Source organism: Arthrobacter sp. TJ-270, assembly GCF_058269075.1.
Genome location: NZ_JBZCNB010000001.1, coordinates 867,219 through 880,567, shown reverse-complemented (window position 1 = coordinate 880,567; position 13,349 = coordinate 867,219). Strand labels below are relative to the sequence as shown.

At 63.9% G+C, this 13,349-nt stretch carries 12 protein-coding genes; 6 read left to right on the top strand and 6 right to left on the bottom strand.

The genetic code is table 11. The annotated features are described in order from the left end of the window. Positions 1-78: 78 nt before the first annotated feature. From AC4D2M_RS04210 to AC4D2M_RS04195, 4 genes are all read left to right on the top strand, one after another. Positions 79-873, top strand: coding sequence for a carbohydrate ABC transporter permease (locus AC4D2M_RS04210; protein ID WP_490890430.1), 795 nt, complete (start codon positions 79-81; stop codon positions 871-873). Next, on the top strand, positions 870-1,757 hold the full coding sequence (locus AC4D2M_RS04205) for a carbohydrate ABC transporter permease (protein ID WP_490890231.1): 888 nt from the start codon (positions 870-872) through the stop codon (positions 1,755-1,757). Before AC4D2M_RS04210 ends, AC4D2M_RS04205 begins: the two co-directional genes overlap by 4 nt. Positions 1,758-1,761: 4 nt before the next feature. Continuing rightward, positions 1,762-4,776, top strand: a complete 3,015-nt coding sequence (locus tag AC4D2M_RS04200) for an alpha-mannosidase (protein ID WP_490890230.1) — start codon at positions 1,762-1,764, stop codon at positions 4,774-4,776. Between the two features lie 95 nt (positions 4,777-4,871). Further along, positions 4,872-5,162: a hypothetical protein gene (locus tag AC4D2M_RS04195; RefSeq protein ID WP_490890228.1), complete on the top strand. Its 291-nt coding sequence runs from the start codon at positions 4,872-4,874 to the stop codon at positions 5,160-5,162. 199 nt (positions 5,163-5,361) lie between these two features. On the opposite strand, the gene AC4D2M_RS04190 is transcribed toward AC4D2M_RS04195, so the two are convergent. The 5 genes from AC4D2M_RS04190 to AC4D2M_RS04170 all read right to left on the bottom strand — a co-directional run bounded on the left by AC4D2M_RS04190 (position 5,362) and on the right by AC4D2M_RS04170 (position 9,175). Continuing rightward, positions 5,362-5,658, bottom strand: a complete 297-nt coding sequence (locus tag AC4D2M_RS04190; protein WP_490890226.1) for an HNH endonuclease signature motif containing protein — start codon at positions 5,656-5,658, stop codon at positions 5,362-5,364. 199 nt (positions 5,659-5,857) lie between these two features. Beyond that, a complete protein-coding gene (locus AC4D2M_RS04185; RefSeq protein ID WP_490890224.1) occupies positions 5,858-7,132 on the bottom strand; it encodes a DUF222 domain-containing protein in 1,275 nt (424 codons plus the stop codon). 9 nt (positions 7,133-7,141) lie between these two features. Then, complete coding sequence (locus AC4D2M_RS04180; protein ID WP_490890223.1) at positions 7,142-7,972, bottom strand: cytochrome c oxidase assembly protein; 831 nt, start codon at positions 7,970-7,972, stop codon at positions 7,142-7,144. A gap of 10 nt (positions 7,973-7,982) precedes the next feature. Continuing rightward, complete coding sequence (locus AC4D2M_RS04175) at positions 7,983-8,471, bottom strand: DUF2243 domain-containing protein (protein WP_490890221.1); 489 nt, start codon at positions 8,469-8,471, stop codon at positions 7,983-7,985. 53 nt (positions 8,472-8,524) lie between these two features. After that, positions 8,525-9,175 (bottom strand): hypothetical protein, encoded by a 651-nt coding sequence (locus tag AC4D2M_RS04170; RefSeq protein ID WP_490890220.1) that lies wholly within the window; start codon positions 9,173-9,175, stop codon positions 8,525-8,527. Positions 9,176-9,427: 252 nt separating this feature from the next. On the opposite strand from AC4D2M_RS04170, the gene AC4D2M_RS04165 reads away from it, so the two are divergent. Further along, complete coding sequence (locus AC4D2M_RS04165; protein WP_490890218.1) at positions 9,428-10,885, top strand: S8 family serine peptidase; 1,458 nt, start codon at positions 9,428-9,430, stop codon at positions 10,883-10,885. 240 nt (positions 10,886-11,125) lie between these two features. On the opposite strand, the gene AC4D2M_RS04160 is transcribed toward AC4D2M_RS04165, so the two are convergent. After that, positions 11,126-11,314 (bottom strand): hypothetical protein, encoded by a 189-nt coding sequence (locus tag AC4D2M_RS04160; protein WP_490890216.1) that lies wholly within the window; start codon positions 11,312-11,314, stop codon positions 11,126-11,128. A 335-nt stretch (positions 11,315-11,649) separates the two neighbouring features. Between AC4D2M_RS04160 and AC4D2M_RS04155 the strand changes: the two genes are divergently transcribed. Continuing rightward, positions 11,650-13,329: a glycoside hydrolase family 13 protein gene (locus tag AC4D2M_RS04155; RefSeq protein WP_490890215.1), complete on the top strand. Its 1,680-nt coding sequence runs from the start codon at positions 11,650-11,652 to the stop codon at positions 13,327-13,329. Positions 13,330-13,349 lie beyond the last annotated feature (20 nt).

The window sequence follows — 13,349 nt, the reverse complement described above, 5'->3', positions numbered from 1 at the left end:
CGCTCCCTGGCTGCCGGGCTGAAACTCCTGCCCCTCGCGCCCGCAATCATCCTCATCGGCATCTTCCTCGCCGGGCCGATCGTGTGGTCCTTCTACGGGTCCTTTACCAACGCGGCGCTCACCGGCGCCAACGCGAAGGACCCCGAGTGGATCGGCCTCGAGAACTACACCACCCTGCTCGCCGATCCGTTGTTTCCCCAGTCACTGCTGCTCACCGTCGTCTTTGTACTGGTCTCGGCGGTGATCGGGCAGAACTTCCTGGGACTCGGTCTCGCGCTGCTGATGCGGCGGGCGCACCGGCCGGTTGCCGCCGTCGTCGGCGTGTGTGTGGTGGCAGCGTGGGTGCTGCCGGAGATCGTTGCCGCATTCGTGGCGTACGCGTTCTTCTTCCGCGACGGGACGCTGAACCAGCTCACCGGCTTTGCGGGCGTGCCGGCTGTGGACTGGCTGTTCGAGCACCCGATGCTCGCCATCATCCTGGCGAATATCTGGCGGGGCACCGCGTTCTCAATGATGGTTTACCAGGCCGCGCTGAACGACGTCCCGCGGGAGGTCACGGAGGCGGCGGAGATCGACGGCGCTAACGGCACGAAGACGCTGGCCTATGTCACTGTTCCGATGATCCGGCGCAGTATCGCGACCAACCTGATGCTCATCACCCTGCAGACGCTCGCGGTGTTCACCCTGATCTACGTCATGACCGCCGGCGGCCCCACGAACCGCAGCACCACCCTGCCGATCATGGCCTATGAAGAAGCCTTCCGGTACAGCGACATCGGCTACGGCACCGCCATTGCCGTGGTCATGCTGATCATCGGCGCCGCGTTCTCCCTCGCGTACATCCGCCTCCTGCGCGAGAGGAACCCCTCATGAGCGCGCCGGTTTCCACGACGACGGCGGCGCCCGTAGCCGCGCCGGCGCGTAACTCCCGCCGTGGTCGCCGGGGCTCGCCGAGTTGGAGCGCGAGTGCTGTCCTGGCCGTTATTGCCTTGTGCTTTGTGGTGCCGCTGAGCTGGCTGGTGCTGGCATCCTTCGACCCTGAGGCGACGTACGAGACTGCGTTGCCGTCGTCGTTCTCGCTGGCGAACTTCACCGCCATCCTGACGCCGGAACAGACGTATCTGCCGCTGTGGAACAGCCTGATTCTTTCCGGCGGATCGGCGGCGCTGACGGCCATCGCGGCGGTGCTGGCGGCGTACCCGTTGTCCCGGTTCAACACGCGGTTCAACCGGCCGTTCCTCTACACGGTGCTCTTCGGGACGTGCCTGCCAATCACAGCGATCATGGTCCCGGTATACAGCCTGTTCGTGCAGTTGAACATGCTCGATTCGCTGGCGGCAACGACGTTCTTCATGGCCGCAACCTCGCTCCCCATGGCCATCTGGATGACCAAGAACTTCATGGATTCGGTTCCGGTGTCGCTGGAGGAAGCGGCGTGGGTGGACGGCGCGTCCGCGATGAAGGCCCTGTGGTACATCGTGGTGCCGCTGATGCGGCCGGGCATCGGCGTCGTCTTCATCTTTGTGTTCATCCAGGCGTGGGGAAACTTCTTTGTGCCGTTCATACTGCTGTTTTCGCTGGAGAACCAGCCGGCAGCGGTGAGTATCTTCCGGTTCTTCGGGCAGTTCGGGACAGTCGCGTACGGGCAGCTCGCCGCGTTCTCGATCCTTTACGCTCTGCCGGTGATTGTCTTGTACGTTCTTGTCTCACGCGTGTTCGGTGGGTCGTTCGCCATGTCGGGCGCCCTGAAAGGTTAGGTCAATGCACGACAATCGTCTCCTGGTCGAGGCCCGAATCGAGCGTTTGCTCACCGAACGGCTGACGCGTGCCGTGTGGCCGGTATCGGTACCCCTCGAGGTATCCGTCTGGCAGGCCCCGGGTGAGCCCGTGCCGTTTGCCTCGGCGGTGTCCGAGCGGTTCGAGCCGTTCATGGTGGGCTCCGCCTGGGGACGGCCCTGGGGGACCACCTGGTTCCGGTTCACGGGCGCCGTGCCGGTTGAGTGGTCACTCTCCGCCGGTCACGAGGTCGAGGCTGTGATCGACCTTGGATTCTCCACGATCATGCCCGGCTTCCAGGCCGAGGGCCTTGTCTATGTTCCCGATGGCCGGGTGGTCAAGGCGCTGGAGCCGTTGAACATGTGGGTTCCGCTGGATGCGGCGCCCGGTGCCGCCGTCGAGTTCTATGTGGAGGCCGCTTCCAACCCCAATGTGATCGACGGGTTCGACTATCAGCCCACCCCGTTGGGCTCCCTGACCACCGCCGGGTCTGATCCTCTCTATACGTTGCGCCGGGCGGAGGTGGCGCTGTTCGATCGGGAGGCGTGGGAGCTGGGCCAGGACGTGTGGACCCTGAATGGACTCATGCATGAGTTGCCCGTGGACCTGCCGCGCCGCCACGAAATCCTGCGCGCGCTGGAGAAGGCGGCGAACGCGGTCGACCCGTCTGACATCGGAGGTACCGCTGCGGCGGGGCGCGCGTGCCTCGCTGGTGTCCTGGCGTCGCCCGCCTATGCGAGTGCGCACCGGATGCACGCCGTCGGGCATGCGCACATCGATAGCGCATGGCTGTGGCCGGTGCGCGAGACGGTGCGGAAGGTGGCACGGACGTTTTCCAACGTGCTTGAGCTGATGGACCGTAACCCGGACTTTGTGTTTGCTGCCTCGTCAGCGCAGCAGTACGCCTGGCTTAAGTCCTCCTATCCGGACCTGTTCGAGCGGGTGGCCGAGAAGGTCCGGTCCGGGCAGTTTGTGCCTGCGGGCGGCATGTGGGTGGAGTCGGACACCAACATGCCCGGTGGCGAGGCGCTGGCGAGGCAGTTCGTCGCGGGCAAGCGGTTCTTCCTCGAGAACTTCGGGCTGGAGCCGCAGGAGGTGTGGCTGCCGGATTCCTTCGGCTATTCGGCGGCGTTGCCGCAGATTGTTCGGGCGGCGGGATCGCAATACTTTCTGACGCAGAAGATCTCGTGGAACGAGACGAATCTCTTCCCGCATCATTCCTTCAACTGGGAGGGCATCGACGGCACGAGGGTGTTCACTCACTTCCCGCCCGTAGACACCTATAACTCGGACCTGTGCGGCCGTGACCTCGCCCGTGCCCAGCGGAACTATCGGGAGAAGGGTGTGGCGAATACGTCGCTGGTGCCATTTGGCTGGGGCGACGGCGGCGGCGGACCCACCCGGGAGATGCTGGCGGCTGCTGAACGGACTTCTTCCCTGGAGGGCTCGCCTGCGTTGACGATGTCGTCGCCGGCGAGGTTCTTTGAGACGGCGTCGTCGGAGTATCCGGATGCTCCGGTGTGGTCGGGGGAGCTGTACCTTGAGTTCCACCGCGGGACCTATACGTCGCAGGCGCGCACCAAGCAGGGCAACCGGCGCTGTGAACACCTGTTGCGGGAGGCGGAGCTCTGGTGTGCTGTTGCTGCACTGCGCTCCGGGTTCTCCTATCCGTACGACGAGCTCGAAACCGCCTGGCACACTGTGCTGCTGCAGCAGTTCCACGACATTCTGCCTGGATCCTCCATTGCTTGGGTCCATGAGGAAGCGGAGCGCAACTATGCGGCCGTCCAGTCTTCGCTTGAGTCGCTCATCTCGGCGGCGCTGGCCGCGCTGTTGGGCACCGGTTCGGCGACGGTTGTGTTGAATGCCGGACCGTACGACGTCGTTGGTGTGCCTGCGCTGGGAGGTGCGGTGGCGTCGTCGTCTGAGCATGAGCCGGTGCGGGAGGGGTCCTCGTTTGTTCTGGAGAGTGACTCCCTGCGGTTGGCGGTGGATGAGAACGGGTTGTTCAGTTCCCTGGTTGCGGGTGGCCGTGAGGTCATTCCGGCAGGTACCCGGGGGAATGTGTTCCAGCTGTTCCGGGATACGCCGAATCAGTGGGACGCATGGGACATCGACGAGCACTACAAGTTCAACGTCACCGAGCTGACGGAGGCTGCGGCTGTTGATGTGGTCGGTGCGGTGCTGCGGGTGGAGCGGGTGTTCGGGAAGTCCCGGCTGGTTCAGCGGATCTCGCTGAGCGCTGACGGCACGGCGGTGGACATGTCGATCGAGGTTGATTGGCATGAGCAGCAGAAACTCCTGAAGCTCGCGTTCCCGGTGGATGTCCTGGCGGACCGGGCCGCGTCCGAGATCCAGTTCGGGCACATTCAGCGGCCTACCGTCACGAACACGTCGTGGGATGCTGCCCGGTTTGAGACGGTGGCGCATCGCTGGGTGCATGTGGGGGAGCCCGGGTTCGGGGTGTCGTTGGCGAATGATTCGACGTACGGATATGACATTTCCCGTTCGGAGTCGGGCTCGGGTGTGCCGTACACGTTGATGCGGGCGTCGGTGGTGCGGGGGCCGTTGTTCCCGGATCCGCAGGCTGACCAGGGGCCGCACACCTTTGAGTTTTCGTTGCGGCCGGATTCGGGTATTGCTGATGCGGTCGCGGAGGGATACCGGGTGAACCTCCCGGTTCGCGCGGTGACCGGGGTGGCGTCGTCGTCGGTTGATCCGGTGGTGACAGTGTCCAATCCTGCCGTGGTTGTCGAGGCGGTGAAGCTCGCGGAGGACCGCAGCGGCGACGTCGTTGTGCGGTTGTATGAGGCGTTTGGTGGTCGTGCTTCGGCGGTGGTAGTGGCGGGGTTTGAGTACTCGTCGCTGGTTGCTACGGACTTGCTGGAGCGTTCAGTTTCCGTTGACTTCATGCATTCCGACGACGGCGGGGTTTCCCTTTCGTTGCGGCCGTTCCAGTTGGTGACTCTGCGCTTCCGGACGGGTGCGCTTTCGCGCTGATCAGGTCGTTTCGGTTCCCGTCCGTTCTCTCCCGCTCCGGCCTTGCTCGCTCTCACCTGTTCCTTTACGCTCCGAGCGGTGGGAGCATTGTTGGCATGAGCGAGACTTCCCAAGAAGACGCGCACCATCACGACGAACGCTTGCCTCCAAAGACGCCCGATGAGCACAGCGGGAACCAGGATCTTCAGGCTATGTTGCACCGGCGGCAGGAGGCCGAAGAGAAGCTGCAGGAACGCCAGGAGGAAGCGGATCGTCGAGCTGCGTCGGAGCGCAGTGAAGGCGCAGATGGCGGGGGCCGCGGTGAAGGCGCAGATGGCGGGGGCCGCGGTGAAGGCGCGGATAAGGACCACTCCAGCAGCGAGGATGGGACAGACCGCGAGGACTGAAGCCGCGGGGATTGAGTCCGACCGCGGGGGACTCAAGCGCCCAAGTCCGGACACGTCGATAGGTCTCGATCCGCGACGATTTAGATGAACCGTGGTTGATAAGCCCGAGTCGGACTAAGACTCCTGGTCCTGCCGGCGTCATGGTCCTTCCGGCGCGAGCCTACTTTCCGGGTGTGAGCCTACTTTGGGCGCGAACCTATCACCCGTGCTCCTTCGAGCCAGCGCTCCGACAACCATTTGAATGCTCCCAACACGCACTTGAATGGTGCAGCGCCGCCCCCAACCCGCCGTTAGAAGGGTGGTGGGGTTCGGGCAGGGTGGTGTAGGTCTTGCCTCCGAGTGAAGTGACGCGCGGCGCGCCGTCGTCATCGAAACCGGCAGGCCAGATGCCCTCGGTTTTGAGCATGTGGTGGAGCTTGCACCGAGGTCTGAGATTTTCCAGCGCAGTTTTCCCGCCGTGCGCCCATGGAGTGACGTGGTCGATTTCGCAGGACATCGATGAACGGTTGCACCCGGGGTGGACGCAGGTCGGGTTGGTAACTCTCACCCAGTCCTTCAGGTGTTTCGGCGGCCGGTATCTGTCCCTGCCGACGCTGAGCACAGCCCCCGTTTCGGGGTGGATCAGGATCCTGGTGAAACTCGGCGCGTGAGCGGCCAGGTTCCGAGCGGTTTCCGGATCGATCGGACCACAACCGTCAAGCAACCCGTTCGCGCAGCCGGTCAGGTTCGGTACGTTGCTGTTGATCGAGTGCGGTGCAGTAGCGCCTGCCGCAACGCGTGGAAACGTCGCCCGTGCGCGCTGCGTCCTCCGCAACAGACGCATCGTTCACTACAGCCCCGTCACCAGCACAGTCATGGGGATTCAGTGTTGCTGCTGTTCGGGACGATGTGGGTGCCGTTGTCCCGTTCGTTGCGTCCTGCCAGTCTGTATCAGCCCAGTCTGTTCTGCGGTGGCCGAGGAGGGTCATTACCGGAACGGTGACGAACACGCTCGCGCTGATCCCGCGGTAGCCGGTGCCCTTCTGCGGATCCCCGGCACACGTGTGTGTGAGCACGTCAGCGAATACGTCTGCCCGTAACTGGGACAGGGTGCGCGACTCCTCGGGACCCTGCAGGGAGCGGGCCGCGGCGTCGACCCGGTTGAAGATCCCGTGTGCCTGCTCCGCGGGCAGGTACGCGCCAAGCCAGGCCATGCCGTCCTGCTCGGGCTGGACCGTGACGTCCCGGTCCTTGACCGCCCGGGCTGTGCGGAGAGTGATGGATTCCGGGTGCAGTTCCTCACGCAGCCGCCGGCAGGACCGGGCGAGTTTCGGGCGGGTCAAGGCTCCCGCCGTTTCCAGGACTGCCTCCTCGAATCCGGCCACCGCCTCCACCGGGATAGACCCGGATTCCTCCACGATGACCTGCGCCTGCACGGGGCTGATCCGGCCATCCTGAAGCGCTTTGCGTGTTGCCGGGAGTTCCTCGGTGAGCCTCAACGCTTCACCGAGCATCCGGTGCGCGGTCCGCCCGGGCACCCGCAACAGCGCAGCGATTTCCTGCGCGGCCAAGGTCCCGGTGAACCGCGGATCCGCCCTACCGCTCCGGCAGACCTCATGGTCCTGGACTTGATGGAAAACTTCGGCGGTCAGCGCCGCCTGCTGCGCTGCGACCCACGACGCCAACCGGTCTGCGGCCCGCAGCAAATCCAACGTGTCCGTCAGAGTCCGGAACCGCACGGACTCCACGGACTGCACGGACTGCACGGACTGCACGGATCCGGCGTCCTGCAGCCGGTGCACCAGAGCATACGGTGACGCGTTCTCCACCGCCGCACGCGCGTGCGCATCGAAACCGCCACCGTCCTCACCGTCGGGATACAGGGCATCCTCAAGCGCATCCTCCGACCAGTCCCAGGCCGCCTCCGCATAAGCGCGCTCAAGAGCCAGCTCATCAGCGTCCTCAACAATCTCCGCGGTCCCGATCTCCATACAAAACACTCAATCACCCACCTCTGACAAACCTGATCGAGCACTACCGACGCCGGTGCTACCCGACGGTCTCAGCACAGATTCACGAGGACGGGTCACCGAGTACCAGCAGGCGAACAACAGGACGACCAGCGTCACATCAACGACATCACCGCCGTAGTACATCAACTGCGCGCCAACCCGGGCATCATCGATGGAAACCCCAGTCGGCGGATGGGCATAGAGCCACTTGGCGAGGATCGAATGGGCGGCGATGAAGAGAATGAGCACGGCCGAACGGAGCCGCATCGACGTCGGATGCGGGTTGGGATCCACGCCAACGATGGACGCCGTAAAGATGTACCCGGCCAGAAAAATGTGGACATGGACCACTGCATGTACCAGTGCAGAGGAGTGCACGAGCTGATACAGGTCTGTGGTGTAGAGCAGCCAGAGACCGCCGATGTTCACCGTCGAGGCGACTACGGGATGAGCCAGGACCCGAAACGGACCGGCACGGAGAACACGCGCGAGCGACCGTGCTGAGGACACCGGCAAGGCGCGGAGTGCGAGAGTGACAGGTGCAGCCAGCACCAGTAGCAACGGCGCCACCATCCCGACCAACAGGTGACCGACCATGTGCGCGGTGAAGGTCTCCGCAGCGACGGCGTAGAGGTATCCAGCGCCGGCAGAGGCCAGTCCCACATACCAAAAGACAGCCCGACGGCTCGGCCAACGTCCGCGGTTCCGCGCAGCCCGAAGCGCTACAGCATAACCAACGGCGGCCGCGAGCAGAACCAGTACAGCAACGCAGTCGAGCAGCACCCACCCCAGCCCGCTGCCCGTCGAATGGTCATGCATAGCCGGCTCCTCAGGCAGAGGCGCGAGGCCGGGTTCGCCACAGAATGAGCAGGCCGACCAACAGGACGAGTATTGCTGAGCCGATCCAGGTCAGGTCATAAGGCAACAGGTCCACCTCGTAGCGAATCTGGTGAATGCCAAGCAGTTTGTGGCTGACCACGCCGTCGAGGAGTTGGAAGAACCCGACGCCGGCGGTCACCGCCCCAGCCCAGCGCCCCCACGCCACGTGCGTCCGGCGTCGGACATCGGCGAGCAGGAACAGGCCCCAGATGGTGATGAACCACCCGAAGGCATGAAAGAAGCCGTCGGTCGTCAACGCAACGCGGGTTGTGGACAGGTCGTAGAAGTGGTGCCACTGCAAGGCGAGATGAAAGATGAACAAATCGATCATCGAGGCGGCAATCCCGCAGCCGAACAGGAACCCGGACAGCAACAGCCGTCGATCGAACGGAGACTCGGTTTCGGCTCCCAGATTGTGGTTCGTTTCAGCACTGGACATCGAGAACCCCTCGGGTGGCCGCGATCTGTTCCACCATTGTGTGGGCCACCGTGTCAGTGATCAACGGCCGGCCAACCGAACTGGCTTACCCGGGAGTCCCGCTGCTGCCTCGTTCTATCCCACATCAAGAACCCCGCCGCCGCGATGGCGAACTGGAACGGAATGGCGAGCAGAACCGCCGAGGTCTGCTCGTTCGAGGCCAGCAGCAGCACGCTACTTGCCACGAGCGGGATGCCGAGCCATCGCGGGAGCACGCCCGACCGAAGGATGAAGATCCCGATCAGCACGAAACCGACAATGAGGGTCACCATGCCGGCGACGACGAGATACGGCATCCCGGAGAAGTCCCCTCCGAAGAACACGGCCTGGATAAACACCGCTGCGAGCAGGACCAGGAAGCCGACGGCGGCACACGCCACGCCGGCATTCATGAGCTTTAGGGGCCCTCTGGATCTACGCGCCATCAGGGTCAGCCCGACCAAGCCGACCAGCACCAATAGAGCAGCCACAGCACTGATGCCCGTCACGGTGCCCGACGCCGTCCGCATCGGCTGGGTGGCGCACTCACTTCCGACGCATCCAATTGGTTCGAGGGAATGGAGGAAAATTGCCAGCGCACCCAGCAACCCACCTGCCATCGCGGCAGGGCCGGCCAGATGCGAGGGGAGTCGGGACGAAAAAGCGGATGATGTATCCCGCGTCATGGATGACCGCCATCAACTAAGGAGACCCAGGAGCAAAGACGTTTCATGGTCACCTAAACGGACACAGCGCGTCAAGAGGCGGTATCGGGAGGGCACGGAACGCTGACGACGGCGGACGACTACCGGGTGACAAGCGCAACTTCTGCATCACCTTGGTCAGGTTTAGCCGAGGCTTTCCCAAGGTTCGACATGTTGCTCCGGCGGGCTGGTTACCTTCGGAGTAACAAGTCAAGTGGACCCGAAAGGTAAGTCGTGCATTCATCATTCCGCTCCCTCGCCGCGGCAACGGTCGCAGCCGTGGCACTCAGCACATTCGTTCCGGGCGCGGTCGCAACGGCTGCCCCCGCGGCAGGGGAACAGCAGGTCCGCTACCTTGTCCGCTATGAGGCTGGCACCGACGTCGCTGCCGCAGCCGCGTCGCTCCGGAAATCAGGCAAGGCTGTGGGACGAACCTTCTCCACCGCCGTCCGTGCCGCCGTCGTTACGACGACGCCGACGCAGGCCGCGTCGCTTGCTGCCGCTCCAAACGTCGCTGCCGTTGAGCAGGACCTTCCCGTGCGGATCTCGGCCACGCAGTCCAATGCACCATGGGGCCTCGACCGCAGCGATCAGCGCGCGCTTCCCCTCTCGACCACCTACACCCCGCCCGCTGCCGGAGCCGGAGTGAACGTGTATGTCGTGGACACGGGCGTCCTCGCTTCCCATGCTGACTTCGGTGGCCGGGTAGCGTCCGGATACACCGCCATCGCCGACGGTCGAGGGTCCTCCGACTGCAACGGACACGGCACTCACGTCGCCGGTTCGGTAGCCGGAACGACCTACGGCGTTGCCAAGTCCTCCACCGTGATTCCGGTCCGCGTTCTGAACTGCGACGGCGGTGGGTACATGTCCGACGTCGTAGCCGGCCTGGACTGGGTGGCCGCCCACCACGCAGCGGGTACTCCCGCTGTGGTGAACGTGAGCCTGGGAGGTGGCGCAAACTCCACCATTGATGCGGCGCTCCAGGGTGTTATCAATGACGGCGTCACCGCCGCGGTCGCTGCCGGAAATTCTTCGGTCGACGCGTGCACCAGTTCGCCGGCGCGGGTATCGGCAGCGCTGACCGTCGCAGCCAGCGACTCCTCAGACCGGCAGGCTTCGTTCTCCAACGTTGGCTCGTGCGTCGACCTGTATGGGCCCGGAGTGGGCATCGCTTCGACCTATCACACGTCAAACACGGCTGCAGCAACGCTGTCCGGCACCTCGATGGCTTCGCCCCATGTGGCCGGCGCCGCCGCCGTCATGCTCTCCCAGAATCCGGCACTGACCCCTGCACAGGTCGCATCGAACATCAACGGCACGTCCACCGCGGGCGTTGTTGGCGGAGCGTCGTCAGGCACTCCGAACCGGTTGTTGTTCGTGGGAGCCGGCACAGAAACGACCGCCAGGAAACCGTCCGCCGCAACCAACGTGGTAGCTACCGCCGGCAGCAAGTCGGCCAAGATCAGCTGGACCAAGGGCAGCGACGGCGGTTCACTGCTGACCGGGCAGACCCTCTACGTCTACTCCGGCACCAGCAGGATCGCGGCGCTCGCCATCTCGGCGTCAGCGACGAGCGTCACGGTCACCGGCCTCCAGTCCCGCAGCTACTACTCATTCAGTGTCGTTGCCACGAACAAGATCGGCAGCAGCCCCGAGTCCGCACGGTCCAATACGATACGGGCCCTCTAGGCAAGACGTGCCGGATCAGGAAGGCGGCACCGTCGTGGGGTGATGCCTGACCTTCAATGGGGTACCCCCGCACAAAAGTGGCCCTTAGTCGCAGGATCGTTGCTCGGAAGCAGCGGAATCTGTAGCTAAGGGCCACTTTTCGTAGGGGAGACACCCGAGACAGTCCAGCGTTATGGAAGCCGCTTCCCGAGAGGATCGAATCTGCGCGCTGAACCTGGCGACTATCGCAAAGCGGCGGAGCTAACGCAGGACGACCTTGCGCAGCGTTTGGGAGTCGCGCAAAGCGTAGTTTGCAAGACCGAGCGACGTGAGGACATGCTTCTGTTCACCCTGATGGACTACCTCACGGCTGCCGGGGTGGAAGATGCACGGATGGTCGTCCACGTGAATGGGCGTGACATCGAACTGGACTTGCGCAATTTGCAGCACCGAGTCAACAGGTAACAGCGGCGGCAGACGTCCGACAGCGACGCTGACCGAGGGACAACACTTCAGTACTCGACGCTGCGGCGCCTGGCAGAAGCAATAGCCGAAGCCTTCCCTCAGAAGTGGCCTTTAGGTGCAGGATTGCCGCTCGGAAGCAGCGGTTCGGCGCCTAAAGGCCGCTTCCCTGTAACCCTTCGCAAGCGTTTACCGTCCATCAGCAGTGCAGGACTCCTTCAAGCTAACGATCCTCCAGAATCTGGATCGTGACGTGCAACATCACACTGCCAAATCACTGTAAACGCTTCCAAGTACTCGCGAGTAGCGGCTAGCATGTACACATGTCCAACGCCGTTTCCCTGGCCCCTGCTGTGTCCGCACTGCCTGTCGCGCCCAATTTCCACGAACCTCTCCACGCAGCACATAGTGATGATGCGTGGTGGCGCTCGTCCGTGATTTATCAGGTGTACCCGAGGTCCTTCCGCGACCTGAACGGGGACGGCCAGGGTGACCTCGCTGGGATCACCGCAGAGCTGCACCACCTGGCCGACCTCAGCATCGATGCCATCTGGATGTCGCCGTTCTACACCTCGCCACAGCGCGACGGCGGCTACGACGTCGCTGATTACTGCGACGTCGACCCCATGTTTGGAACGCTCGATGACTTCGACCGGCTCGCGGCCCGCGCCTCCGAACTGGGTATCAGGCTGATCGTCGATCTGGTCCCCAACCACTGCTCGAGTGAGCACGTCCTGTTCAAGGCAGCCCTCGCAGCTGAGCCGGGATCCGAAGAACGCGCGATGTTCATCTTCCGCGACGGCACCGGACCGGACGGCTCCAATCCGCCGAACAACTGGCAGTCCCACTTCGGCGGGTCAGCCTGGACACGCACCGTGGACGCTGACGGCAACCCGGGCCAGTGGTACCTCCACCTCTTCGATTCCTCTCAGCCCGATTTCAACTGGAACAATCCCGCAGTGCATTCCGAGTTCGAGCGGATCCTCCGATTCTGGCTGGACCGCAACGTCACAGGCTTCCGCGTTGACGTTGCGCACGCCCTGGTCAAGGCCGAGGGCCTCCCGGACTGGCACGGGCGTCCCGACGGCTGCTCCACGGACGGCTACCCGGGCCATGCGGCGCCGATGTTCGGCCAGCAGGGTGTTCACGATATCTACCGCCGGTGGCGGTCCATCCTGAGCGAGTACGACGGCGACCGCATCCTCTGCGCTGAAGCCGTCGTCGATCCGTTGTCGCGTCTCGTCAACTGGGTGCGGGAAGACCAGATGCACCAGGCCTTCAACTTCGCCTACCTTCACCACCCGTGGAATGCGGCGAAGCTTCGCGAGATCATCACCGACTCGCTGCAGGCCTTCGACAGCGTGGGTGCTCCCACCACCTGGGTGCTGAGCAACCACGACGTCACCCGGCACGCAACACGGTTCGAGGAGGAGAATCCGGACGTCGGACTCGACCGGGCGCGGGCAGCTTCCCTCGCGATGCTCGCGCTGCCCGGAGGTGTCTACCTCTATCAGGGTGAAGAGCTTGGCCTGCCGGATCACCAGTCCATCCCGGATGAGCTGCGCCAGGATCCCACCTTCATCCGCACGGGTGGGGAACGCCTTGGCCGTGACGGTTGCCGGGTTCCGTTGCCCTGGCGGGCAGACGAACAACACTATGGCTTCGGGTCTGCGAACGGCGGGTGGCTGCCCCAGCCGGAAGACTGGTCATCTCTGGCCCGCGATATTCAGCAGGCCGACCCAGGCTCCACCCTTAACCTCTACCGTTCGGCGCTCGCACTCCGGAAACAGCTCCACCTCGGCGCCGGATCGTTGAGCTGGGCCGTCGACTTTGATCACACCGATACCGTTGCTTTCCTCAACAATGACGTCATGGTGATCATGAACATGGGAGAATCTGTTACTTACGTACCAACGGGCACGGTTATCGCCGCAAGCCATCCGGGGGCCGGTGCTGATGGCATTCTGGCGCCCAATCGGTGCGTATGGTTGAAACTCAACTAAAAGGACCCCGCGCGCGTCCA

Excerpts from the sequence above, each read along its gene's own strand:
- AC4D2M_RS04190 (WP_490890226.1), bottom strand. The coding sequence starts at position 5,658 with ATGTCCTGCGAAATCGACCACGTCACTCCATGGGCGCACGGCGGGAAA.
- AC4D2M_RS04185 (WP_490890224.1), bottom strand. The coding sequence starts at position 7,132 with ATGGAGATCGGGACCGCGGAGATTGTTGAGGACGCTGATGAGCTGGCT.
- AC4D2M_RS04195 (WP_490890228.1), top strand. The coding sequence starts at position 4,872 with ATGAGCGAGACTTCCCAAGAAGACGCGCACCATCACGACGAACGCTTG.
- AC4D2M_RS04175 (WP_490890221.1), bottom strand. The coding sequence starts at position 8,471 with ATGTCCAGTGCTGAAACGAACCACAATCTGGGAGCCGAAACCGAGTCT.
- AC4D2M_RS04155 (WP_490890215.1), top strand. The coding sequence starts at position 11,650 with ATGTCCAACGCCGTTTCCCTGGCCCCTGCTGTGTCCGCACTGCCTGTC.
- AC4D2M_RS04170 (WP_490890220.1), bottom strand. The coding sequence starts at position 9,175 with ATGACGCGGGATACATCATCCGCTTTTTCGTCCCGACTCCCCTCGCAT.
- AC4D2M_RS04200 (WP_490890230.1), top strand. The coding sequence starts at position 1,762 with ATGCACGACAATCGTCTCCTGGTCGAGGCCCGAATCGAGCGTTTGCTC.
- AC4D2M_RS04205 (WP_490890231.1), top strand. The coding sequence starts at position 870 with ATGAGCGCGCCGGTTTCCACGACGACGGCGGCGCCCGTAGCCGCGCCG.
- AC4D2M_RS04180 (WP_490890223.1), bottom strand. The coding sequence starts at position 7,972 with ATGCATGACCATTCGACGGGCAGCGGGCTGGGGTGGGTGCTGCTCGAC.